This is a genomic window from Proteus sp. G2673 (genome assembly GCF_009915125.1).
In the GTDB taxonomy this organism is placed as follows: Bacteria; Pseudomonadota; Gammaproteobacteria; order Enterobacterales; family Enterobacteriaceae; genus Proteus; species Proteus penneri.
In genome coordinates this window covers 209,067-234,630 of the sequence record NZ_JAABLT010000020.1, presented here as the reverse complement: position 1 = coordinate 234,630, position 25,564 = coordinate 209,067, and the positions used below count along the sequence as shown (strand labels likewise).

Genomic DNA, 25,564 nt, shown 5'->3' with positions numbered 1-25,564 from the left:
CAAAATAACAACTAGTCTTTCTTTTTGGGTGAAAAACTCAGTAACGCTTTGATAGATCCATTCTTGATAAATTAACCAAAAATAGCATTAAACCAACCGGATACAGTTTTAACAACAAAATCCCAAATACGGCTGAAGAAACCGCCTTCCTCAACCGCTTCTTTTACGACGAGTGGGCGTTGTTCAATCACTTCATCATTTAATAAAAAGTTAACTGTACCTACAACCTGGTTTTGAGTTAACGGCGCTTCTAATACAGGATTAGTTAACGTAAAAGAGGCTTTCAGATTTTTCAATTCACCTTTAGGAATGGTAATTGAGGCATCATTAGCAACCCCTAATGCCACTTCACCTTTATCGCCGTACCACACTTTTTGACTTGTCAATGGTGTAGCTGCTTTTACTGGCGTTACCGTTTCAAAAAAGCGAAAACCCCAGCCTAATAACTTTTCACTTTCAGCAAAACGTACTTTATCTGATGGTGCTCCTAAAACAACAGCAATCAAACGCATATCACCTTCGGTTGCCGAAGAAACAAGATTATACCCTGCTCCATTAGTGTGACCTGTTTTCACACCATCGACATTCATATTTTTATTCCACAATAAACGGTTACGGTTTGGCTGACGAATATTGTTGAATGTAAATTCTTTTTCTTTATGTATTTCATACTCTGAAGGAACATCGCGGATCATGGCTGCTGTGAGTAATGCCATATCTTGTGCTGTTGTATATTGCCCTTCAGAATCTAACCCATGAACAGTTTTAAAGTATGTATTTTTTAAACCCAGATTCTTAGCATAGGAATTCATTAAATCAACAAAGGTTTCCTGACTACCCGCAATATGTTCTGCTAATGCGATACTGGCATCATTACCAGATTGAATAACCATACCGCGATTTAAATCAATCACTTTGACCTGATCACCCGGTTTCAAGAACATCAATGATGATCCCTTCAATACCGGATTTCCTGTTGCCCATGCATTACGCCCAACAATAACCATATCGTCAGGTGACATACGACCTTCTTTAATAGCTTGCCCAACAACATAGCTACTCATGATTTTTGTAAGACTAGCAGGATCTAAACGCTCATCAGGTTTTTCTGATGCCAGAATTTTTCCGCTGTTATAATCCATTAATACATAAGATTTTGCCTCAATTTGAGGAGCCACTGGATTATTTACTGCAAATGAAGGACTAGAAATAATTAGCAGTAAACCCATTCCCGCGGTAACCTTACTCAGAACAGATGGAATATTTTTTGTCATTACCGATCACCCTTTTATATCAATTTGTTAAAGCTTTCCTACTATATGGCTTTCTGGAATAAGACGCCAACATTGATATGTAGAGATTTATCTTATATTCATATTTAGGCGCCCTATAGAGGGAAATTTTATTACTTATCGTGGTTTAGGAGACCTTTATGTTAAAAGTCTGGGGTAGAAAAAACTCATCTAACGTTAAAAAAGTTCTTTGGTGTTTAAAGGAATTAAATGTTCCTTATGAGCAAATCGATGTTGGTGGCCCTTTTGGTGGACTCAATGAAGTAAATTATTTAGCGATCAACCCCAACGCATCTATTCCAACCTTACAAGATGATGACTTTGCTTTATGGGAGTCTAATACCATTATTCGTTATTTATGTACAAAATATGAAAATAACACACTCTATCCCATTGTTCTAAAACAACGAGCAAATATAGAAAAATGGATGGACTGGTCAAATGGCAGCCTATTTGCTCCCATCCAACAAATGATGATCATGATTGTTCGTACGCCTAAAGAGCAACAAAATCCTGAGATTATTAACGAGTTGAAAGAGAAGCTTAATAAACTCCTTAAAATTGCTGACGACCAACTGGCAAAAACAACTTATTTTGCAGGAGATACTCTTTCTCTTGCTGACATAGCAATAGCACCATTGGTCTATCCATGGCTAGAAGTTTGCAAAGATAGACCACATTTCCCTCACATTGAGCGTTGGTTTGCACGATTAAGTGAAAGACCTATTTTCCGTGATATCGTGTTACTGCCTGTAAATTAAGTTAATTCATTGGCATTTTGTCGGGATCTGGGTAATGGTAATGGAATCCAAGATCTCGACAGATCTGCTGACCATCAATCTCTCGTATTAAAGGCTTCTCTTCCTCAACAAATTCTGGTGGAATAAGATCAAGTTGATTAGACACTCTTGAGTAAAAATCTTTCTTTTTAGGGTGAATAGGAGCACATAGGTTATATAAATGGCCACCTTCATTCTGCGCAAGAAGTTGTTCGACTGCAAAAATTACATCGTCTAAGTGAACTAAGTTAACGCATTGATGAGCGCCTTTTACCTGTTTTTTACCTGATAAAAAACGTCCTGCATGACGACCCGGCCCGACTAATCCAGCTAACCGAAGAATATCAACCGTAGTCAACGGTAAACGATGTAGCCAGTTTTCAACTTCTGCTAACATTTTTGCTGATTGTGTTTCTGGCCGAATATCCATTTCTTCCGTGATATTACCCGTTTGATTGCCATATACAGAAGTAGAGCTAATGTAAATGACTCTCGTAACATGACGAGACATTGCGCTATCCACCAGCGTCTGAATAGCTTCAACATAATCATAACCACCACCAGCAGCACTAGGTGGTAACGTGATAATGAGAACGTCTGTTTCCATTAAGTAATCAAAATCATCTCTATCACATTCAATTGCGGGTGTTAAATTCACTAAACAGCAGTCAACGCCACTCATTCTTGCTGCTTCTACGCCATCTTCGGTGGTTTTAGTCCCTTTAACTTGATAGCCTGCATCACGCAACGCAGCGGCAAGTGGTAAACCTAACCAACCTAATCCTACGATGGTTATTCGTTTCATTTTGCTCCCCTACTTAAATGGCTTAGTCAAAGTATGCTATAAAATTTCAGTTTCGCCATTACCTATAAACAATACTTATATTTCGTAAACATTTTACATCTCCCTATATACTCGCCTACTTATCCCATTAAGTAAATAAGAGAAATATTAAAATTACATTAAAAACAAAAGGTTATAAAATAATTAAATTATTATTAAAAAATAGGTTGCTTTCTGCTTTGTAAATCATGTAGGTTGAAAGGCAGACAAATTCTAAATGCAGGTTACTAAATAGAGATTAACAGTAACAGGCATGATTAAATAACAAATAGTGTTATTAGCTAGGAAAATAATTATGTATAGCATTCAACTAAACCACCATCATCACCATCACCCTGACTAGTCTTTCAGGCGATGAGTGCTGGAAGACGTTTAAGAAACGCTTCCGGTGGTCTGAATGCAGATAACAACTAAAACCCCGGAAGGCAACTTCCGGGGTTTTTTTATAGCTAATTTTCAAACAAAAAATTAAGACAAGGACAGGGTAATATTATGTTAGACAAAACAAGATTAAGAATTGCAATGCAAAAATCGGGTCGCTTAAGTGATGAATCTCGCGCCCTTTTAGCACGTTGTGGCATCAAAATTAATTTAAACCAACAACGTCTGATTGCTTATGCAGAAAATATGCCTATCGATATTTTACGTGTTAGAGATGACGATATTCCTGGATTAGTCATGGATGGCGTTGTTGATTTAGGGATCATCGGTGAAAACGTTTTAGAAGAAGAGTTATTAAAGCGTCGTTCACAAGGTGAAAACCCCAGTTATCTAACATTGCGTCGTCTTGATTTTGGTGGCTGTCGTTTATCTCTTGCGACTCCTGTCGATTTTGATTACCAAGGTGCGGAATGCTTAAATAATACTCGTATCGCAACCTCTTATCCAAACCTGCTCAAACGTTATTTAGACCAAAAAGGTATCAAATTTAAATCGTGTTTATTAAACGGCTCTGTTGAAGTCGCGCCTCGTGCGGGCCTTGCTGACTCTATCTGTGACTTAGTTTCTACTGGCGCAACATTAGAAGCCAACGGTTTAAAAGAAGTTGAAGTGATTTATCGCTCAAAAGCGTGTTTGATCCAACGCGATGGTGAGATGGAAGCTGATAAACAAGCTCTTATCGACCGCTTACTAACGCGTATTCAAGGTGTTATTCAAGCTCGAGAATCAAAATATATTATGTTACACGCACCAAGTGATTGTCTTGAAGATGTCATCGCATTACTTCCGGGAGCTGAAAGACCCACTATTTTACCTCTGGCTGGAGACCAAAATCGCGTTGCGATGCATATGGTAAGTAGCGAAACCCTATTCTGGGAAACAATGGAAAAGCTTAAAGCACTAGGTGCAAGTTCAATTCTTGTTTTACCAATTGAAAAAATGATGGAATAAGGTGAAATGATGAAAACAGGTTTTAGTACATTAATTTACTGGAATAAATACACGAGAGAACAGCAACAACAGCTATTAACTCGCCCTGCTATTTCTGCATCAGGTTCAATTACAGAACAAGTTGCTAGCATCATTTCACAGGTACGCAATGAGGGAGATAAAGCGCTTAAAACGCTTAGCCAAAAATTCGATAAGGCAGCGCCGGAAAGTGTTTTGGTGTCAAAATCGCAAATCGATGAAGCCTCATCACGACTTGATAGCAAAATAAAACAGGCAATAGCACAGGCGATGAATAATATTCGTCGCTTTCATGAGGCGCAAATTCCTAACACTATCAACGTAGAAACTCAGCCCGGTGTATTTTGTCAGCAAGTAAGCAGAGCAATTGATGCAGTAGGACTTTATATTCCCGGAGGTTCAGCGCCATTGCTTTCAACCGTCATGATGTTAGGTATCCCAGCACGTATTGCAGGTTGTCGCAAAGTTATTCTTTGCTCTCCCCCTCCTATTGCTGATGAAATTTTATATATTGCTCAACAAATTGGTATTGATGAAATTTTCCAAGTAGGAGGCGCGCAGGCGATTGCAGCCATGGCGTTTGGTACAGAATCTATCCCTAAAGTAGATAAAATTTTTGGCCCCGGTAATGCGTATGTAACAGAGGCCAAACGTCAAGTCAGCCAATCGCTACAAGGTGCAGCAATCGATATGCCAGCAGGCCCTTCTGAAGTATTAGTGATTGCTGACGCGGATGCAAATCCTGCATTTATTGCTGCTGATTTACTGTCGCAAGCAGAGCATGGCCCAGATTCACAAGTCGTGTTATTAACACCCGATGAAACCTTAGCAAAAGCGGTTATCACTGAAACGGAAACACAACTTACTCAATTAAGCCGAGCTGAAATTGCCAAACAAGCGTTAGCTGAAAGTCGAGTCATTATTACTCGCGATCTCGATCAGTGTATTGAAATCAGTAATAGCTATGGTCCTGAGCACTTAATTATTCAAACCAATGATGCTGATACTCGTGTTGATAGCATTACCAGCGCCGGATCTGTTTTTCTTGGTGCTTGGTCGCCTGAATCTGCAGGAGACTATGCTTCTGGCACGAATCACGTTCTACCAACTTATGGTTATACATCAACCTACTCCAGTTTAGGTTTAGCTGACTTTATGAAGCGAATGACGGTACAAAAACTGACAGCAAAAGGTTTATCCGATTTAGCAGAAACGATTGAAATATTAGCACAAGCTGAACAATTAACCGCTCACAAAAATGCGGTCACACTTCGTGTTAATGCTTTGGCTCAGGGGAAAAATAACGATGAAAACTGAATTTGATATCACCACACTTGCCAGAAAAAATGTACGCGAACTGACGCCTTATCAATCTGCTCGACGTTTAGGCGGAAATGGTTCTGTTTGGTTAAATGCAAATGAATACCCTATCGCTCCTGATTTTACTTTTAATGAAAAAAACTTAAACCGTTACCCTGAGTGTCAACCTGTTAACGTTATTAGCCGTTATGCAAAATATGCCGGTGTAAATACTAATCAAGTTTTAGTTAGCCGTGGCGCAGATGAAGCTATTGAGCTCCTTATTCGTGCTTTTTGTGAGCCGAGTAAAGACGCAATGCTCTATTGCCCACCGACGTATGGCATGTATAGCGTTAGTGCTGAAACTTTCGGTGTAGAACAGCGTGTTGTCCCTGCTCTTGCTGATTGGAGCCCTGATGTCAAAGCCATTGCATCACAACTTGATAATGTCAAACTTATCTATCTATGTAGCCCAAATAATCCAACAGGAAACATTATTGATCCTTCGCTTATTCGTGATGTATTGGCATTGGCTAAAGACAAAGCCATTGTTGCGATAGATGAAGCTTATATTGAATTTTGCCCACAAGCCTCAGTTGTTTCATGGCTTGAAGATTATCCGAATTTAGTTATTTTGCGAACCTTATCGAAAGCTTTTGCTTTAGCAGGGCTTCGTTGTGGCTTTACGCTTGCCAATCCACCTGTCATTGAATTATTACTAAAGGTGATCGCGCCATACCCGCTTTCAACACCTGTTGCAGATATCGCTGCGCAGGCATTAACAGAAGCAAGTATTGAGATAATGAAAAAACGAGTGGCAGAAATTTCGCGTAACAGAGCCATTTTATCTGAAACGTTAAAAAAATTACCTAATGTTGAACAGGTTTATAACAGTGAAACCAACTACATTTTAGTGAAATTCACTGATGCTACTCTAGTTTTCCGAACTTTATGGGAACAAGGGATTATTTTACGCGATCAACAACGTCAATATGGGCTTAATGGCTGTTTGCGTATTTCTATCGGTACAGCAGAAGAATGTGATAGCGTGATTAATGCCATAAAAAATATTCAAACTGCAAACGTATAAAACATTAAAAACGATAACAACAAAAAATCGCAACTGAAGGATCTCAACCATGAGCCAAAAAATTCTTTTTATCGACCGTGATGGTACTTTAATCACAGAACCCCCAACTGATTACCAAGTAGATAGACTTGATAAGCTTGCCTTTGAAAATGGCGTGATCCCCGCACTGACTGCGCTACAAAAAGCGGGTTATAAACTCATTATGATCACAAATCAAGATGGATTAGGCACAGAAAGCTTTCCTCAAGCAGATTTTGATCCTCCTCATAATTTAATGATGCAAGTTTTTTCTTCTCAAGGGATCTCATTTGATGACGTTTTAATTTGCCCTCATAAACCTGAAGATAACTGCCCTTGTCGCAAACCAGAAACAGGACTTGTCACCCAGTATTTAGTTGATGGCGCACTCGATAAAGATAACAGCTATGTCATTGGTGATAGACAAACTGATATTCAACTAGCTGAAAATATGGGCATCAAAGGCCTGCTTTATAATACAGATAAACTCAATTGGGCTGTTATTACAGAGCAACTAACTAAAAAAGATCGCTATGCCCACGTTGAACGAAAAACAAAAGAAACACAAATCGTGATCGATATTTGGCTTGATCGTGAAGGCAATAGTCAGATCAGCACAGGTGTTGGTTTCTTTGATCACATGCTTGATCAAATTGCCACACACGGTGGCTTTCGTATGAATATTAATGTGAAAGGTGATTTAGTGATCGATGACCACCACACTGTAGAAGATACCGGTCTTGCTTTAGGTGAAGCCTTACGCGAAGCATTAGGTGATAAACGAGGTATTGCTCGCTTTGGCTTTACATTACCAATGGATGAGTGCCTTGCAAGCTGTGCATTAGATATTTCAGGTCGTCCACATCTTGAATACAAAGCCGAATTTAAATATCAACGTGTCGGTGATTTAAGTACAGAGATGATCGAACACTTTTTCCGTTCACTCTCTTACACCATGGGTTGTACATTACACCTGAAATCAAAAGGCAAAAACGATCACCACAAAGCTGAAAGCTTATTTAAAGTCTTTGGTCGTACATTGCGCCAAGCCATTCGTGTTGAAGGCAATACTTTACCAAGCTCAAAAGGTGTTCTGTGATGAAAGTGGTTATTCTTGATACAGGTTGTGCCAATTTAGCCTCTGTCGCTTACGCCGTTAAGCGACTTGGTTATGATCCCATTGTTTCCTATGAAAAAAACGTTGTGTTATCTGCGGATAAGCTCTTTTTACCCGGAGTCGGAACGGCTAAAGCAGCAATGGAACAACTCAAAGCACGTGAGCTAATTCCTTTAATTAAAGCATTAACACAACCTGTTTTAGGTATTTGTTTAGGCATGCAAATATTGGCTTCACTAAGCGAAGAAGGCAAAGATATTCCTTTATTAGGTTTAGTTGATGGCACCATAGATAAGCTTGATACGGCAGGATTACCACTACCTCACATGGGTTGGAACCAAGTATTAGCAAAACCGGGACATCCTCTGTTTCGTGAGCTTGGTGACGATGCTTGGTTCTATTTTGTTCATAGCTACGCTTTAGCACTCAATGAATCGACGATTGCAGAAACTGAATACGGCACTCGTTTTAGTAGCGCAATTCAAAAAGATAATTTTTATGGCGTGCAATTTCACCCAGAGCGTTCAGGGAAAGCAGGTGCTCAACTTATCAAGAACTTTTTGGAGATGTAACCCGTTATGATTATTCCAGCATTAGATTTAATTGAAGGGAAAGTCGTTCGTCTTCATCAGGGTGATTATGCCAAACAGCGCGATTATGATGATAATCCGCTGACACGCTACCAACAATATGAAAAAGAGGGTGCAAAATTACTTCACTTAGTGGATTTAACGGGAGCAAAAAATCCCTCTGCCCGCCAAATTCCACTGTTAAAAGAACTTGTTACTTGTGTCAATGTGCCTGTACAAGTGGGTGGTGGTATTCGCACTGAAGATGATGTGAAATCACTACTTGATGCAGGGGCAAGCCGTGTTGTTATTGGTTCTACTGCAGTCAGTCAGCCCGAAATGGTAAAAACATGGTTCGAGCGCTATGGTGCGGAAGCCATTGTGTTAGCCCTCGATGTTCGCATTGATAAACAAGGCAAAAAGTGGGTGGCAGTCAGTGGTTGGCAAGAAAACTCACCCTATACGCTTGAAGAGATCATCGAGCTTTATCAAAGTGTGGGTTTAAAGCATGTGTTATGTACCGACATTTCTCGAGATGGCACATTGGCGGGCTCTAACGTCGAACTGTATAAAGAAATTAGCCAGCGTTTCCCTGATATTTTATTCCAAGCTTCGGGCGGTATTGGTGATTTACAAGATATCGCAGATCTTCCAGCATCCGGTGTTGCCGGTATTATTGTTGGTAGAGCATTATTAGAAGGCAAGTTTACATTAAAAGAGGCAATATCATGTTGGCAAAACGCATAATTCCTTGTCTTGATGTCCGAGATGGGCAAGTTGTTAAAGGTGTTCAATTTCGTAATCATGAAATTATTGGTGATATTGTCCCTCTTGCTGAACGCTATGCCAAAGAAGGCGCTGATGAACTGGTATTTTATGATATTACCGCCTCTTCTGATGGTCGGGTTGTTGATAAAAGCTGGGTGTCACGCGTAGCTGAAGTCATTGATATACCATTTTGTGTTGCTGGTGGCATTCGTTCCGTTGAAGATGCAGGAAAAATTCTCTCTTTTGGGGCTGATAAAATTTCGATTAACTCGCCTGCGCTTTCTGAACCAACATTGATTTCACGTTTGGCAGAACGCTACGGTGTGCAATGTGTTGTCGTAGGTATTGATACTTGGTTTGATGAAAAAACAGGTGAATACCTAGTTTATCAATTCACAGGTGATGAAAAACGTACTCAACAAACACACTGGAAAACACTTGATTGGGTACGTGAAGTTCAAAAGCTAGGCGCAGGTGAAATTGTTTTAAATATGATGAATCAAGATGGCGTAAGACAAGGCTATGACTTGAAACAATTAGCTCAAGTGCGCCAAGTTGCAGATGTACCTCTTATTGCCTCTGGTGGTGCTGGCGAAATGTCACACTTTCTTGATGCCTTTAAATTAGCCAATGTTGATGGCGCACTTGCAGCGTCTGTTTTTCACAAACAAATTATTAACATTAACGAACTAAAACAATATCTTGCAGAAAATGACGTTAAGGTAAGAATATAATGAATAGTGAAACATTAGCGCAATTAGATTGGGAAAAAGTGGATAATCTCATGCCAGTTATTATCCAAAATGCCATTTCAGGTGATGTATTAATGCTAGGCTATATGAATAAAGAAGCGCTAGATGTGTCACTAAAAAGTGGAAATGTCACTTTCTATTCTCGCACTAAGCAACGTTTATGGACAAAAGGAGAAACATCAGGCAACTTTCTCAAGTTAATCAATATTTATCCTGATTGTGATAATGATACTTTACTTATTTTAGCTAACCCGATTGGACCAACTTGCCATAATGGCACTGAGAGTTGCTTTGCTCCTGCACAAAGCCAGTGGGGATTTCTCTATGAGCTGGAAAATATATTACGTGAGCGTAAAAAAGCCTCACCAGATAGCTCGTACACTGCCCGCCTTTACGCCAGCGGTACAAAACGAATAGCTCAAAAAGTTGGAGAAGAAGGTGTAGAAACTGCATTAGCCGCCACAGTTAATGACAAAGAAGAATTAAGAAACGAAGCCTCTGATTTGCTCTATCACTTAATGGTACTATTACAAGATCAATCATTATCACTCTCTGATGTAATAAGTTGTCTACAAGAGCGCCATAAAAAATCAGAGTAAATGAATTAACATTAATATGAAAAAGCCGATACTCCTAAAGTATCGGCTTCATTTTTGAAAAAAAACAAAAAAATGACTTAATTACCTTTTTATTTCCTGCGTATTACATTGCTTGGCGGAATAACTCGATAACATCACTTTCAGTACCCTGAACAGGGTTAGTAATTGCACAAGCATCTTTCAGCGCATTCTCAGCTAATGTTTTGAAGTCTTCTTCTTTTACACCTAATTCTTTCAGACCTGCTGGAATACCAACATCTTTAGCCATTTTACGAATTTCTTCAATACATGCCTTCGCACCTTGCTCATCGCTCATTGCTGAAACATCAACACCCATCGCTTGTGCGATATCTTTTAAACGACCTGCTGCTGCTTGAATGTTATAAGCTTGAACATGTGGTAATAGAACCGCATTACACACACCATGAGGTAAGTTATAGAAACCACCTAATTGGTGAGCCATAGCATGTACATAACCTAAAGAAGCATTATTAAATGCCATACCAGCTAAGAACTGAGCGTAAGCCATGCTTTCACGCGCTGCCGCATCACCACCATTATCAACCACTTTACGTAAAGATTCGCTGATCATAGTGACAGCTTTTAATGCACACGCATCAGTGATTGGATTAGCAGCAATTGAAACATATGCTTCTACAGCATGAGTTAACGCATCCATACCTGTTGCAGCGGTTAAACCTTTTGGCATACCTATCATTAATTCTGAATCATTTACAGATAAAAGTGGTGTAACGTTTTTATCAACAATAGCCATTTTAATATGACGTACCGTATCTGTGATGATACAAAAACGTGTCATTTCTGACGCCGTACCTGCTGTAGTATTAATTGAAATTAGTGGTAATTGCGGTTTTTCAGAACGGTCAACACCTTCATAATCTGCTATTTTTCCACCATTAGAAGCCACTAACGCGATACCTTTAGCGCAGTCATGTGGAGAACCACCACCTAAAGAAATCACACAGTCACATTGATGTTCTTTCAGCAGCGCTAAACCTGCTTCTACGTTTTCAACAGTAGGATTTGGTGCTGTGCCATCATAAGTCACACTTGAAATGCCTGATTCAGTCAATAATTTACTGACCTTATCGACAACACCCAATTGATTTAAAATACTATCAGTAACGATTAAGGCTTTATGAAAACCAAAATCTTTCATTGAACTTACAGCTTCAGCAAGACAACCAGCACCAATTTTATTTACAGAAGGGATATAGAATGTTGAAACTGCCATTATTGACTTCCTTTTTAGTAATTAAATCTATGTTTTAATATGTTCTATTCTTTTTATTCTTAAATTGATCATCATCAAAATAATGAATAAATATCAATTTATTTATAATAATAGTATACAAATATAATATTGGTATTCTAATTACCCTATTAATTCAATAGGATAATACTATTAACATATTATTATTTGTAATAAAATAATTTGAAAAGCTTATCAAAATAATCAAAACCAACTATAAACATCACAGCAGAATATTTTTTTTAAAGTCGTATAATGACTCTAATAAATAATCAATTAGATTCAGGAGTCATTGATGTCTTTGACTATTTTTGAGCAACTTACTGCTTTATTAGATAAAAACCACGCTACTTACCGTATTATGGAACACCTTACCGCAGGTCGTTCTGAAGAAGTTGCAAAAATCAGAGGAACACAATTAGGACAGGGAGCAAAAGGACTTGTTTGCCATATAAAAGGTAATGGCATTAAACAGCATGTTCTTGCAATATTACCCGCCGACAAACAAGCTGATCTAACAAAACTCGCTCACCAAATTGGTGGAACAAGAGCATCACTGGCAAGCCCTAAAGAAGTGGATGATCTTACTCAATGCGTATTTGGCGCAATACCGCCTTTTAGTTTTCATCCTGCATTAAAGCTTGTGGCCGACCCTCTACTTTTTGAACGTTTTGATGAACTCGCTTTTAATGCAGGTACATTAGAGCGTTCTATTATTCTTAATACACAAGATTATAAGCGTATTGCACAGCCTGAATTAATCTCTTTTATTCGAGATGAAGAAAACCAACAATAAAAACATTCAACCTATTTTTAACAATTACCCTAATCGAAGGGTAATTGTTATTATAATAACTATTCTTTCTGAAGGCTTATTTGTTTGTTAGTTAACGTTTTATTTAAATTAATGAATTTATCGTTAGTTAATTCCCATTTAAAATAAATTTAATAAAAACAAATAATTGACGACACATTCTTTCCTTAAATCCTCTTTTTCATAATTATTTACATTTAAATCATTTTATTCACCAAAAAATAAAATCAAATACACAATCCATTAAATAAATATGATAAATCAAAACAAAACATAGATTCATTAACCTATTGATATAAGAAAAATAAATTTCAAAAATAGCGATAAATTGAAATTAAATCTAATTTTTTAGATGAAGAGCACAATATTTGATAAAATCAACTTTATTTTATTGACCTGATTTACTCATACCTTTAAGTTACCTGTTACAACAAAATAAATGTAAATAATAATTTACATCATAATTTCTTTTTTATTTAGTCAATATCTTTCAGTTACAGGGAATTTTTATGCAGACTTCATCCCGCAAGCTCCCCCTTTATCGTGTGTTATATATTCAAGTTATTATTGCTATCATTTTCGGTATTCTATTAGGGCATTTTTACCCTGATGTTGGTGAATCCTTTAAACCACTAGGTGATGGATTTATCAAAATTGTAAAAATGATCATTGCACCGGTTATCTTCTTAACTGTAGTAACGGGTATTGCAGGTATGAATAACATGAAAGCAGTCGGAAAAGTGGCTGGTAAATCAATCATTTACTTCCTAACATTTTCTACGATTGCACTTGTGATTGGATTAATCACTGCCAACATTATTCGTCCTGGTGATGGCTTAAACATCTCTCCTGAATCATTAGATAGTAGCCGAGTAGAAATGTATGTCGCTCAAGCACATAGTTCTTCTCTTGTTGATTTTTTAATGAATATCATCCCTGACACTATCGTTAGCCCTTTAGTTAACGGCAATATCTTACAAGTATTGTTTGTTTCTGTGATTTTTGGTCTAGCATTAGCATCAATCGGCTCACAAGGTGAACCTGTATTAAAATTCTTACAGCATCTTTGTGCTCCTATCTTTAAGATGGTTAGTATGCTAATGAAGTTAGCACCTATTGGTGCCTTTGGTGCCATGGCTTTTACAATAGGCAAATATGGTATTTCTTCTATTGGCAATTTAATGTTGTTAGTCATTACTTTTTATCTTACTGCATTACTTTTTGTTCTCGTTGTATTAGGCGCTGTAGCTAAATATAACGGCTTCTCCATTCTCTCTTTAATCAAATACATTAAAGATGAGTTATGGTTAGTATTAGGTACCTCTTCATCTGAAGCCGCGCTACCCACGTTAATGAATAAAATGGAGAGTTTAGGCTGTAAAAAATCGGTTGTCGGCTTAGTTATTCCAACGGGTTACTCCTTTAATTTAGATGGCACTAATATCTATATGACCATGGCGGCCTTATTTATTGCACAAGCAACGGGCGTAGATTTGTCATTAACAGAACAGATTACATTACTCTTTGTTGCCATGATCAGTTCAAAAGGTGCTGCAGGTGTCACGGGGGCTGGTTTTATTACTTTAGCAGCAACATTATCGGTTGTTCCTAGTGTTCCCGTTGCTGGTATGGCGCTTATCTTAGGCATCGACCGCTTTATGTCAGAGTGTCGCGCTTTAACCAATATTGTGGGTAATGCCTGTGCTTGCATTGTTGTCGCACGATGGGAAAATGCCTTAGATAAAGAAAGAATGAATGATGTTTTTAGTGGAAGAATATCCAGAGAAGACTTTGCTGATGATAATTTAGTTTCTGAGAATAAAAGTATAAAAAACTATTATTAAAAATAATAATCAGTTATTTCTATCTAATTATTTAAAATATAGGGGAAGTGACTCAAACTGCTGAGTATAAATTCTTCCCCTAAAATAGATAATTATTTAAACCTAGTAATCTTGAATGGGTAATAAGTGAAATTGGCGCCTCTCTTTTTGATGTTTCAGGCGTATTTTATATGCTTAAAGGAATGGATTCTCGTGATAAGAAAAGTATTATCGAATCCACTCGCAGAATACTAAATAGTATGGTTAAAGATAATTTACTTGAAAGAGCGTCTAGTTACGAAAGATGACAAACCTTTCACAGACATCTTAAAAAATCAACATTACATAAAAAGCCATCAATCAATATTAACTCATTGAAGTAACATCTAATAACTGAATTATAAACCGTACTCCAATATATTAATTGATGGCTACAAATAAATTAAAATTGTGCTTTATTCAACCAGAATAGAAACATCTATACTCCCTTTATAATTATTGGCAGGGACATTACCTTGAGCACAAAGATTAAATGATAATGATTTCATTAAAGAACTATCTTTATAAGAACCCAACTGTTTTCCATTATAAAATTCAAAAGCATTCGAATCATTTTTATTACAAATGGCATCAGTTACCGATTTTTCACCGTCAGAAACGGAAATGTAAGGCGCTACTTCGTTAGCATTTAATGGATTATCTGGCTTCATCTTCATGCCTGTCTTGCTTGAATCAACTAATTCGCCAAAAGGTTTTAATGAAACATAGAGACTTCCATTGTTAGGGCAAGACACCATAATACCAGCTAGATATTTATCAAGTAATTTAGGTGAGCTATATTGCTTAGCTAATTGAGGTGCAAACTGTATATTAGTTGAACTCATCGGTGTCACATTACACTTTTTTAAAACATGAATAGGGCCATCATCAAATGAAAAAGGAACAGTATCCACGATATACCCACCACCACCTGTCTTAGGTTGTGCTGCCGACCAATATAACGGGCGAACAAAATCATAAATACCTGGTTTAACATTACCAACGGCATAAATAGAATAAGAATTTATATTTAATTGTGAACTCTCGAACCGCGTACTAAACCCATACCAACATAATGGACCATTGGTAAGAATAGTGTTGCTATTTTCACCTCTTATGTCGCTCGCTTTTCCTCGATTTAAATCAATAAAAGCGCTAAGACGCATACCTTGGTTACTAGGTGAATGTTGAATTACTATTTTTCCATTAATCGCAGCAACTAGATAATTTGTTTTATTTTCCTCAGGACTTGCATTTTTATTATACAATTTCAGACCATATTCGCCGTCCTGTCCTCCAGGTAACGGAAATAGAAAATCCCCTACCCCATTATTACTTTTGTTACAATAACTTTTGGTATTGTTAATTCCTATCGTCCCTTGAGCTCGATTAGCGTTACTAACTCTCACATTTAGGTAAGACTGAGTAGGATAAAATTCTCCGATATATCCATTGCTACCATCAGGAACATTAAGTGCATGAGTCATCTGAGAAAATGATATTAATAGTAAAAAAAAGCTTATTTTAGTAAATTTCATTTTACAGTTTCCGCTTTACATTTTAAAATTTATTACCACATTAATGATAATTTAATTGAATATTTAAGGGTTGAGTCATCCTTAATAGAGTTATATTTATAATATAATTAGCAATATTACTCTTATTTTTATATTATCTGCTCTTCTTTCATTTCATACATTATTCACCCTTAATTACTTTAGTATCTATACTTAAGATTAAATCAACCAGTCAATTGAAAACTCACCACATTAGAATAGTCAATTTCATTAAGTATATTAAAGCGTTATTGTCTTCTTATACAATAAGATAGCTATTATTAATAAAATAGCCATCTTATTGTGTTATAAATTTATTCACAAATGACATTAACATTTCTAATTGGGCTATCATTTATAGTCATTTTATCTAATCCAGAGTAAACAAATTTACAAGTATTTTTATTCTTACCCCACTCAATATCTATTTGACCTGAATTAGGTAGACCACTCATATAAAGATTTTGAGAATTATCAACTAGTCCATTATTAGGTAATTCATTTAATTCATCTTTAGTATTAAGCGTCGCCACAGCCCCAAATGGAATTTTTTTAGTAGAATTACTCAAATTAAAAATAACTTGGTAGCCTACCTTTGTATTAAATGATTTGGCAAGCACAGCACCTGCTGTTGGATATACATTCATTGATGTATTAGTAAAAGTAACATCATCAGGTAATGTATTTACATCTATGGCTATAACATTTCGGTTGTATTCAGAAAGTTGAGTAACAACGGCGTTATCGAAATAATCAAAGCTTTGTCCAGTAGTTAACTCGCCTCCTTTTGCGTTTTCAGCACTCACTACAGCAATATTTGAACCTAATAATGGTGATAATGTTACTCCTTTAGAGTGTGCAACCACCCCACCACTTAAATTAGCATTAATATTTTGATTATTTCGGGAGTAACTATAACCTAGTCCCGCATTAATAATATTACCAGAATAATTAGTGTTGAGACTGCCACCATAATCTGAGTTAACATTATTATATTGTTGATAAACACCATAAGATAATTTATTGTTTAGCGCCCCACCTGTGATACCCACTTGTTGATAAGTATTATGGTTATTATCAGTGGTTAACATATAATTTGCTGACATAGAGCTAAACCTTTCAGCATTGGATAATACACTAAATGGCATACTCATGGTAAAGTTTAGTCGATGATTTTCTGGCCAATTATTATTGGCTGTTTTTAGCCGATCGATACTGTAATCTACGTTAAAATTGATATTTTTTATATTGGTATTATAACCAACACTTAATGTTGTATTTTTATTATCATTTCCCCAATAATTCGTTCTTGCTCCCCTCAAATAAATAGAGCCATAGTAGCCTAAAGACTGAGAAATAGTTGTTTGAAAACTTGAACGCTGTCTATAACCTAACCAAGGGGCTATATTATCTTTTAAATTATAACCATAACCGTTAAAGTCTGAAAAAGAGTAATAATCTGATGTTGAATATCGTAATGTTGTTAAATCAAAAGATGTTCCTGTTGATAACATACTTTTCGAATAGCGTAGGCGGTAAGATTTACCTGTATAAGTGTTATCTAGTTTCGCACGAGATAAAGTCACATCAGTAGAAAGAGCACCAAATGAGCCTAAAGAGAAGCCAGTACCAACGACCAGAGAAGAATAATCTTTAGCGAGTAACGCACCACCATATAATGTAATATTTTTTGGTAAACCATAAACTAAAGTTCCTAATACGAAATTACTTTTCTTAGAATTTTCTCGTATTGAACCATTATATTTACCAGCAGCAAATTCATACTCAAACTGCCCTTCGCGAGTCATCAATGGTAAAGATGAATAAGGTTGTGTCGTAACCCGTTTAGAACCATCTTCTTCTTCGATAGTAATTTCTAAGTCCCCAGAGTTACCACTAGCTGGAATATCTTCAATTTTAAAATTACCAGGAGCTACAAATGTTTGATAGATAATATTACCATTTTGGCGAATAGTAACTGTCGCATTAGAATTAGCAACCCCCGAAACAACAGGCGCAAATCCACGCATGCTACTAGGTCTCATTAACACATTAGTTGCTAAAGAGATCCCTTTCATTGGAATACTATCAAATAAATTACCACTCGTACTAACTTCACCCATTTTTAAAGTTGATGCGAGATGATTGATTGCCCGCATAATATAGGTATTAGAGAATTTGGAATAAGTATTTTTAAAATTTACATTATTTTCCGATTTTACAGAGTCTTTAGAATAACTATAAGTTGTACGTAAACGCCATGGACCAATATTTGCCCCACCATTTAAATTAACATATACATTAGAACTATTTGATGTACCTGAAGACGTTTGTTTATTCCTAGAAAAGTTAGCCATATAGTTAAATAATAAGGCAGTAACCCCATCATCTAATAGCTCAGGAGGAATTTCCCCACCAAAAGAACTTTTCATATAAACTTGAGGGATTGAAATATTTAGCGTTAACTGACTAATATCTTCAGTTAATTTAGCATTAGGAATATACTGTTCTATATTATAAATAACAGTATCATCAGCTAACCCTTTTAAATCTTTTATTTTATCTACATCAACACCAAATAGTCGTAATAATTTAGGTGTTAATGTTGGTATAACTTTACCCTGATCATTCTTTTCAAACTTTATATCATAATCTCCCATAGGAGATAAATTAACATTAACGTTTAAATTATAAGTTCCTACTGAAAGTGTATTTTCCTGATAAAACTGACTTAAATCAATATCTTCTGATCCTTGCATTAATAAATTAGGATCAAAGTAATTATCAGCTTTAGCTAGAGATGGCATAGTAAGGTATAAAATACAAATAAAATTTGTAAATCCCTTTATATTATTCAATTTAAAACACTTCATAATCTTATGCCATTCCTTAAATTGTTATTAAATGTTACTCTCTAAACGATGAAGTTTTAGATCAAGCATATTTTCATCACTTAGTTGCCAATAAATATCACCAGAAACATTAGGTGGAATCACTAAATTTTTCTGACTAAATGGAGGTAAAAAAATAGGTCTTCCTTTTTCAAAATATAAAGGTATTTCACCTACTAAAACCTTAGAAAAAGTGATATATAAAGGAGAGTTATTAGTTAATAAAATAGATGAACCCTCTCTTTTTATAACTATTTTTTTATCGGACTCTACTTTTTCTACAGAGAGTTCTTCAATACTTTTAGGCCTATAAATTAATTTAAAAAAAAATGTCGGTGTTACTACTAAAGATGTTTCTTTTTTATCATCACTATTTTTTCTTTCTTTTTCTTCTGGAATTGCTCTTAATGCAATCCAAAATAAAGTTTCTCTGTCTTCTGGTAATTTTTGATTTTTATATTCATTACTAGAACGTTTTATTCTCCAACTAAAAGCTGAATTAGGTGCTAACTTGTATAAAGGAGGTAAGATAATAAAAGGAACTTCATTACCTAAATTATTAGGATTATTTTTTTTATTATCATTTTCAAAAATAGAAGTTTCTATTAAATAATTGATATCATTATTATTAGATAATTCTATGCTTACACCATTACTAGATTCATTATAAATATAATTTTTTAAAGAAAAACTAATCCCTGTATCGGTATTGCTATTTTGCATTAAATGAACATCACTAGCTAATGTACTTTTATAGAAGAACATTAACATTAAAGTTAAAATCAACACCTTTATATTAAATATATTTTTTGGAATATTAGTTTTTTTCATAATAATGTTATCTATTGTTTTTTTCAATTAAGGATTGTGAATAAACAGATGAATATCCACCAAAATCATCAATAACTTGCCAACTAACATCTTTTACTTTTTCATTATTATCTAAAGCTATTTCCGATAGTGGCGGAACCATTACTGGGATAGGTGATGAATATAAAACCCCATTTAATTTTAATTGAGATAGTGACATAAAATATGGACTAGGATTTTTTATCACCAGTTTGTTATTAACTACTGAAAAGGATAGTTTATCAGCAAAATCACTACTACTCTTTTCAAGCAATAACTCAGGGCGATAAAATAACTTTATTACAAATCTTGTAACAACAGTGATTTCTGTATTTATTTCGCTCTTGTCTTGACTATTTATTTTTTTACTTTCTGGTATTAACTGTATTGCTATAAAAAAAACAGACTCTTTATCCTTAGGTAAATGTGATAATGACTGAGGTAAAATTTTCACTGTACTTGATAGATTAGGCTCGACTCTAACAAGTGGCGGAATAATAATAAAACTATCATCAACTTTTTGATTATTCAGTGTCAAGTTTATTTGACTTTGTGCTAAGTAAAGATTAGGAGAATTATTATAAATAACAACACTTTTACTTTTATCTGTTGCTTTAAAAATAACACGGGTCTGTTTTAAAGAAACGCCCGCAATAGTGTATAAAGAAAAACTAGAAATAAATAAATAGATTATACACTTTACTAATAATATTTTTTTCATATCTCCTACTTTATTTATCTTTTAGTTAACATAGTAACTTAATGTCACAGAAGCTGTAAATGAACCAATATCTGGCTCACAATTTTCAGTTTTACAGCGAAGAGATGCTGTTAATTGTTTTTTCTCAGCTTCTGATTTTATATTATCCCACACAATAGAATTAGGATCAGGTGCCGCAGAATTAGAAGTATTGACTGAGAATACTCTATTATTAGCAACGTCCCTTATCTGAACCCCAATATTACCATCTGCTTTATTATTAAAAAAATTAGTTGTATCTGCTAATGTGTTTCCTTGAGAAATATATATGCTAACATTACTTAAATCTTTTGATGTGCATTTTTGTAAACCTATAGAAAAAGGAATATTAATTGAATCATTTTTGATATCTATTGAAGACACAATCCCTGTATCAGGTGTTTTTGATAAAATAATATTCTCAGGTGTTTCAACATCACATGTATTTTTAAAAAATTGCACAGAGAAATTATATTTAATAGAATCTTGTGATGATGCTATTAAAGGGAATAGAAATAGAGTGAGAAATAAACTAATTACTTTCTTTTTAAATTTAATTAATTTCATATTCACTCCTGAATATATTCTAATATTACAGCAGCATTAGATATACCTGATGTAACATTTTCAGCTCTTTTCACAAAACTGACTTTATAATTTATCCCAATTAAACTATCAGAATTAGTTGTAAATATTGTTTTATTTTCTACATCTACTTTCTGACAGTTTACATTTTCACCATCACATACAGTTAATTTAAATCCAGTATTAGTTTTATCATTGGAGCCAAAAAAAACACCATTATCAAAATTTGTACCAGAAGCAGGTTTAGCTGTTAACGTTATATTTTTTTCACTACCTTCGGGAAAGTCTTTACATCTTATTAGATATGAAAAACTTTTAGAATCAATAGATTCCATAATGGATTTTTTTTCAACATCACTGACAATATAATATTTGTTAAAGTCAATTGACTTATTTAAATCATTAGAACTATCAAACTCACAAGTTCCGGCTATAACAGTTGTTTTAAAATTTATTGTTCCGTTAGCAATCGTAAAATTAAAATAAAAGATAGCTATTAAAATTGTACAAGTTCTAATTAATTTTCTGAGAAAACTCATCCAGGCCTCCCAAATCATTAAATACACTCCATTTCACCATACCTTTTTGCTTAATTGTTGAAAATGTCGACGTTGAAAAAGGATAAAGAATGTTATTCTCTTTATTAAGTTTTATAGCTACTTTATTTATAGTTAGTGATGCGAGATTAATATGGTATGGTGTATTATTCTCAACGACTAACTGAGAACCATTAAATGTAAACTTTGGTTTTGAAAAAGCCATACTTGGTGACATTGATAAACCTTTTGGACGATAAAAAAGTTTAATTACATTTTCTAAACCAATATTCATACCATCTTCATTATTTTTTGATTCAGGAATATTGCGCGAATGAAAGTAATAGAGAGACTCTCTGTCTTTCTGAAAATTATTATTAGAAATAACCTGAATCTTTACTGCATTATAACTATTTGGTTGTGCTTTAAATAAATTAGGCGTAATTAAAAACAAACCTTCCATTGGTCTATTTTCGTCATACTTCTTAGTAATATAATTTGCAACTAGATATGGTTTACTACTTCTATTTTGGATATTTATAGCTGTGCTTTTACCCTCTTCCATAACAATCCTTGTTTGACTTAAACCAACCCCGCCTTCCTGAGCCAATACAGGCTGAACAAAAAAGAGAGTTAAAAATAAGCTAAAGAAGATGGATGAAAACTTGAACATAGTCATACCTTAATTTTTAATATAGGGAATAACTAATGAGTTAGTTTATCCCCTAATTATTTTATATAGTTAATGCCTACTCTAAAGAGCAAAGTTTTTCTTATTAGTCGTATGCAACACTAAATGTAACAGGTACATTGATATCTTGTGCTTTCAGTGTGTCACCTTTTACTGTGGTCATTAACCCAGCAGTTACAGGTACAACGAACTCAGTTTCACCTTCTTTTGCATTCAGTACGGCCACTGATTCGTTTGGTGTTAATTCAGTATTAAGCATACCTTCATAGTTTGATGTTAATTTAACACCAACCTGTGTAGCTGTAGAACTTGAGAATAAATCATTGTGACCAGCCAGAGTGTTACCTGTAGCAATTATTGTTACTGGAGTTTCTACAGCTTGACCTTCTTCACCAGCGCTTCCTGGGAATACTTTAGTGCAGTTATTTAGCACTAAGTTAAATCCTTTTTCTGCGATAGGAGTAGAAATATCACCAGTAGTAAGTGAGCCAATAGCATGAGTACCTAAATCTACTTTCGCTGTATTTGCACTAATGTCACAAGTTGCAGTCACTAAACGCGCAGTAAAGTCTACTTTCGCATTTTCAGCCGCCATTGATTGACTAGATACGCCAGTCAAAACTAGAGCCATAGTAATTAAGCTTAATTTAGATTTTAATGCATTCATATTTATATACCTTAATTTTAAGAAGTAATGCTAGTAATAAATAAATACTAGTTAATCATCATTATATAAAACGCATTGATAAGTTTTTTATTAACCGATCAATATTTAATTACTATAATAAATATTAATAAAACTTCAATTACTCAAAAAAAGAATGCTTTGATATATTCATTAAATAATCAATTATTTATATTATTCTTAATAATTAATTATTAAGAATAATCCTAATAAGCAATACTAATTTGATTATCATTAAATGATTTTTTATTTATATATAGGATTAGATATTAATTTGATTATCATTAAATGATATTTATTTATATATAGAAATAAATATTAATAATTAACTTTAGCATATATTTATTTTAAGTAAGAAGGCGTTAAAAATTGTTTATTGCTTTTTTAGACTAGTACCTTAAACATCCTGATCTTCATAAATATAAAAAATAGATAAAAATGACAATCATAATTCGATATATTGACTTGAAGGAGACGATCTAGTTAACCAGCAAAATTAAGCAATAATTTTGGAGAATGTACGCTAAATGAAATTAGTTCTCTATCCACAAAAAAACAAAATACAGTGCATTTCTAGGCCTTGTAGTATTCAATATATTATACTGAATATTAACACCTTTAATTTATTAAATTTTATAATATACTCCCGATTATATCTCTTTTTATTTTGTGATGAAAAAATTAAAAGATTCAAAATCCAGTTTTCCCAGAGCTACCAGTATTGCAAAAATATCATTGATAATAATTTATTTATAGATAATGAAACACCAACTAGAAATAAATATAACTTTGTTTTTCCATAACACTATCTAAAATAATGATGATATATCGTGTTACTTCTTGCTATGCTTCTATAAATTTACGGTAACCCAAATATTCACGTGTTTGGTGAAGAAGTTAATCCGTGCAGAAAGAAAGGCTAATGCAGGTGAATGACTAATACCGGCATATCGGTTAAATAACAGTCAAAAATCACCTAGGATGATCCATCTAAATGATTTAGCATTTTATATAGACCAGCAAAGAGACGAGGCTATAATTGAATTTAATCGCTCAAAATAAAAAAGGTGCTGTATTATCAGCACCCCTAGATACTATAAACTAATTGTTTTAATGTTTTATTCCATCCACTCAGTGTGGAATACACCATCTTTATCAGTACGTTTATAAGTATGCGCACCAAAGTAGTCACGCTGAGCTTGAATTAAGTTTGCTGGTAACACTTCTGCACGATAGCTATCATAGTAAGAAATAGCCGCCGAGAATGTTGGGGTAGGAATACCTGCTTGTACCCCATAACAAACAACATCACGCAGAGCTTGTTGATAATCGTCTGCGATTTGTTTGAAGTATGGCGCTAATAGCAGATTTGCAATGCTTGCATTTTCGTTATAAGCATCTGTAATCTTTTGCAGGAATTGAGCGCGAATAATACAACCCGCACGGAAAATCTTGGCGATTTCACCGTAATTTAAATCCCAGTTATATTCATCTGATGCGGCTTTTAGTTGTTGGAAACCTTGAGCATAAGAGACAATTTTACCTAAATACAGTGCACGACGAACATTCTCGATAAAGGCTTTTTTATCACCTGAGAATGCTTTAGGTGTTGGGCCTGATAGTACTTTAGATGCCGCAACGCGTTGATCTTTTAGTGAAGATATATAGCGAGCAAACACAGACTCAGTGATAAGAGTCACTGGTACACCTAAGTCTAAAGAGCTTTGGCTAGTCCATTTACCGGTACCTTTATTTGCCGCTTCATCAAGAATAACATCTACAAGGTATTTACCTTCATCATCTTTTTTACGGAAAATATCAGCTGTTATTTCAATCAGATAGCTACTTAATTCACCTTTATTCCACTCGGTAAAAGTTTCTGCTAATTCTTCGTTAGTCAGACCTAAAGAGTGTTTTAATACAGAATAGGCTTCTGCTATCAGCTGCATATCACCGTATTCGATACCGTTGTGAACCATTTTTACATAGTGACCTGCACCATCAGCACCGATATAAGTGACACAAGGTTCACCTTCAGCAACAGCCGCAATCTTTTCAAGGATTGGAGCAACTAATTCGTAAGCTTCTTTTTGTCCACCTGGCATGATTGAAGGACCTTTTAATGCGCCTTCTTCACCACCAGAAACACCTGTGCCGATGAAATTGAAGCCTTGCGCTGATAACTCTCTGTTACGACGAATAGTATCTTTAAAGAAAGTATTTCCGCCATCGATAAGGATATCACCTTTATCTAAATGCGGTGTCAATGCAGCAATTGTTTTATCCGTTGCTTCACCCGCTTTTACCATTAATAAAATACGGCGCGGTTTTTCTAACGAATCAACAAACTCTTCAATAGAATAATTCGGAACCAGTTTTTTACCTGGATTTTCAGCGATAACGTCGTTGGTTTTATCGCTTGAGCGGTTGTAAATGGATACAGAATAACCACGGCTTTCAATATTTAGCGCAAGGTTACGTCCCATAACTGCCATACCAACCACGCCGATTTGCTGTTTTGACATGAAAATAACTCCCGTCTGAAA

The 25,564-nt window shown here is 34.9% G+C and carries 24 protein-coding genes and 1 other annotated feature; of the genes, 12 read left to right on the top strand and 12 right to left on the bottom strand.

Going from position 1 to position 25,564, the window contains the following annotated elements:
• Window positions 1-71: 71 nt before the first annotated feature.
• On the bottom strand, window positions 72-1,274 hold the full coding sequence (locus tag GWI59_RS11125; RefSeq protein ID WP_072062835.1) for a serine hydrolase: 1,203 nt from the start codon (window positions 1,272-1,274) through the stop codon (window positions 72-74).
• 158 nt (window positions 1,275-1,432) lie between these two features.
• Here GWI59_RS11125 and GWI59_RS11120 point away from each other — a divergent pair, with 158 nt between their 5' ends.
• On the top strand, window positions 1,433-2,053 hold the full coding sequence (locus tag GWI59_RS11120) for a glutathione S-transferase family protein (RefSeq protein WP_006537497.1): 621 nt from the start codon (window positions 1,433-1,435) through the stop codon (window positions 2,051-2,053).
• 1 nt (window position 2,054) lies between these two features.
• Here the strand turns inward: GWI59_RS11120 and GWI59_RS11115 are convergent, their stop codons facing one another.
• Window positions 2,055-2,876, bottom strand: a complete 822-nt coding sequence (locus GWI59_RS11115; RefSeq protein ID WP_006537498.1) for an SDR family oxidoreductase — start codon at window positions 2,874-2,876, stop codon at window positions 2,055-2,057.
• Between the two features lie 357 nt (window positions 2,877-3,233).
• Window positions 3,234-3,363: a sequence feature (His leader region), on the top strand.
• Window positions 3,364-3,407: 44 nt separating this feature from the next.
• Between GWI59_RS11115 and hisG the strand changes: the two genes are divergently transcribed.
• Genes hisG through hisIE form a run of 8 tightly spaced genes read left to right on the top strand, consistent with a single transcriptional unit; the run spans window position 3,408 to window position 10,537 of the window.
• On the top strand, window positions 3,408-4,307 hold the full coding sequence (gene hisG / locus GWI59_RS11110; protein ID WP_006537499.1) for an ATP phosphoribosyltransferase: 900 nt from the start codon (window positions 3,408-3,410) through the stop codon (window positions 4,305-4,307).
• A 6-nt stretch (window positions 4,308-4,313) separates the two neighbouring features.
• Entirely contained in the window at window positions 4,314-5,642 is a 1,329-nt protein-coding gene (gene hisD / locus GWI59_RS11105) for a histidinol dehydrogenase (RefSeq protein ID WP_161671396.1), read from the top strand.
• Complete coding sequence (gene hisC / locus GWI59_RS11100; RefSeq protein WP_006537501.1) at window positions 5,632-6,714, top strand: histidinol-phosphate transaminase; 1,083 nt, start codon at window positions 5,632-5,634, stop codon at window positions 6,712-6,714. The genes hisD and hisC overlap by 11 nt, the downstream gene beginning before the upstream one ends.
• 49 nt (window positions 6,715-6,763) lie before the next feature.
• Window positions 6,764-7,831 carry a bifunctional histidinol-phosphatase/imidazoleglycerol-phosphate dehydratase HisB gene (gene hisB, locus GWI59_RS11095; RefSeq protein ID WP_072062838.1) on the top strand — a complete coding sequence of 356 codons (1,068 nt, stop codon included), beginning with the start codon at window positions 6,764-6,766 and terminating at the stop codon, window positions 7,829-7,831.
• Window positions 7,831-8,421, top strand: a complete 591-nt coding sequence (gene hisH, locus GWI59_RS11090) for an imidazole glycerol phosphate synthase subunit HisH (protein WP_161669154.1) — start codon at window positions 7,831-7,833, stop codon at window positions 8,419-8,421. The genes hisB and hisH overlap by 1 nt, the downstream gene beginning before the upstream one ends.
• 6 nt (window positions 8,422-8,427) lie before the next feature.
• The gene (gene hisA, locus GWI59_RS11085) at window positions 8,428-9,165 is read left to right on the top strand and encodes a 1-(5-phosphoribosyl)-5-[(5-phosphoribosylamino)methylideneamino]imidazole-4-carboxamide isomerase (protein ID WP_161724651.1); all 738 of its coding nucleotides are present in this window, start codon (window positions 8,428-8,430) and stop codon (window positions 9,163-9,165) included.
• A complete protein-coding gene (gene hisF / locus GWI59_RS11080; protein ID WP_161724648.1) occupies window positions 9,147-9,920 on the top strand; it encodes an imidazole glycerol phosphate synthase subunit HisF in 774 nt (257 codons plus the stop codon). The genes hisA and hisF overlap by 19 nt, the downstream gene beginning before the upstream one ends.
• Complete coding sequence (hisIE, locus tag GWI59_RS11075; protein ID WP_161724645.1) at window positions 9,920-10,537, top strand: bifunctional phosphoribosyl-AMP cyclohydrolase/phosphoribosyl-ATP diphosphatase HisIE; 618 nt, start codon at window positions 9,920-9,922, stop codon at window positions 10,535-10,537. The genes hisF and hisIE overlap by 1 nt, the downstream gene beginning before the upstream one ends.
• 103 nt (window positions 10,538-10,640) lie before the next feature.
• Here hisIE and yiaY read toward each other — a convergent pair whose 3' ends face one another.
• On the bottom strand, window positions 10,641-11,792 hold the full coding sequence (yiaY, locus tag GWI59_RS11070) for an L-threonine dehydrogenase (protein ID WP_072062843.1): 1,152 nt from the start codon (window positions 11,790-11,792) through the stop codon (window positions 10,641-10,643).
• A 313-nt stretch (window positions 11,793-12,105) separates the two neighbouring features.
• Here yiaY and GWI59_RS11065 point away from each other — a divergent pair, with 313 nt between their 5' ends.
• The gene (locus tag GWI59_RS11065) at window positions 12,106-12,606 is read left to right on the top strand and encodes a YbaK/prolyl-tRNA synthetase associated domain-containing protein (protein WP_109400803.1); all 501 of its coding nucleotides are present in this window, start codon (window positions 12,106-12,108) and stop codon (window positions 12,604-12,606) included.
• A gap of 527 nt (window positions 12,607-13,133) precedes the next feature.
• A complete protein-coding gene (locus GWI59_RS11060; RefSeq protein WP_161724641.1) occupies window positions 13,134-14,468 on the top strand; it encodes a dicarboxylate/amino acid:cation symporter in 1,335 nt (444 codons plus the stop codon).
• A 434-nt stretch (window positions 14,469-14,902) separates the two neighbouring features.
• Here the strand turns inward: GWI59_RS11060 and GWI59_RS11055 are convergent, their stop codons facing one another.
• The 8 genes from GWI59_RS11055 to GWI59_RS11020 form a co-directional block, all read right to left on the bottom strand.
• On the bottom strand, window positions 14,903-16,024 hold the full coding sequence (locus tag GWI59_RS11055) for a hypothetical protein (protein ID WP_161724639.1): 1,122 nt from the start codon (window positions 16,022-16,024) through the stop codon (window positions 14,903-14,905).
• A gap of 332 nt (window positions 16,025-16,356) precedes the next feature.
• Window positions 16,357-18,900, bottom strand: coding sequence for a fimbria/pilus outer membrane usher protein (locus GWI59_RS11050; RefSeq protein ID WP_237584403.1), 2,544 nt, complete (start codon window positions 18,898-18,900; stop codon window positions 16,357-16,359).
• Between the two features lie 42 nt (window positions 18,901-18,942).
• A complete protein-coding gene (locus GWI59_RS11045) occupies window positions 18,943-19,764 on the bottom strand; it encodes a fimbrial biogenesis chaperone (protein ID WP_161671390.1) in 822 nt (273 codons plus the stop codon).
• 7 nt (window positions 19,765-19,771) lie between these two features.
• Entirely contained in the window at window positions 19,772-20,503 is a 732-nt protein-coding gene (locus tag GWI59_RS11040; protein ID WP_161671389.1) for a fimbrial biogenesis chaperone, read from the bottom strand.
• Window positions 20,504-20,524: 21 nt separating this feature from the next.
• Window positions 20,525-21,088 (bottom strand): fimbrial protein, encoded by a 564-nt coding sequence (locus GWI59_RS11035; RefSeq protein WP_161671388.1) that lies wholly within the window; start codon window positions 21,086-21,088, stop codon window positions 20,525-20,527.
• A 2-nt stretch (window positions 21,089-21,090) separates the two neighbouring features.
• Window positions 21,091-21,645 (bottom strand): fimbrial protein, encoded by a 555-nt coding sequence (locus GWI59_RS11030; protein WP_161671387.1) that lies wholly within the window; start codon window positions 21,643-21,645, stop codon window positions 21,091-21,093.
• A complete protein-coding gene (locus GWI59_RS11025; RefSeq protein ID WP_161671386.1) occupies window positions 21,620-22,315 on the bottom strand; it encodes a fimbrial biogenesis chaperone in 696 nt (231 codons plus the stop codon). The genes GWI59_RS11030 and GWI59_RS11025 overlap by 26 nt, the downstream gene beginning before the upstream one ends.
• Before the next feature lie 103 nt (window positions 22,316-22,418).
• Entirely contained in the window at window positions 22,419-23,000 is a 582-nt protein-coding gene (locus GWI59_RS11020; RefSeq protein ID WP_006537524.1) for a fimbrial protein, read from the bottom strand.
• Window positions 23,001-23,957: 957 nt separating this feature from the next.
• On the opposite strand from GWI59_RS11020, the gene GWI59_RS17555 reads away from it, so the two are divergent.
• Window positions 23,958-24,080 (top strand): pyocin activator PrtN family protein, encoded by a 123-nt coding sequence (locus GWI59_RS17555; protein ID WP_265820443.1) that lies wholly within the window; start codon window positions 23,958-23,960, stop codon window positions 24,078-24,080.
• Between the two features lie 56 nt (window positions 24,081-24,136).
• Here the strand turns inward: GWI59_RS17555 and gndA are convergent, their stop codons facing one another.
• Window positions 24,137-25,543, bottom strand: a complete 1,407-nt coding sequence (gene gndA / locus GWI59_RS11010) for an NADP-dependent phosphogluconate dehydrogenase (protein WP_006537525.1) — start codon at window positions 25,541-25,543, stop codon at window positions 24,137-24,139.
• Window positions 25,544-25,564 lie beyond the last annotated feature (21 nt).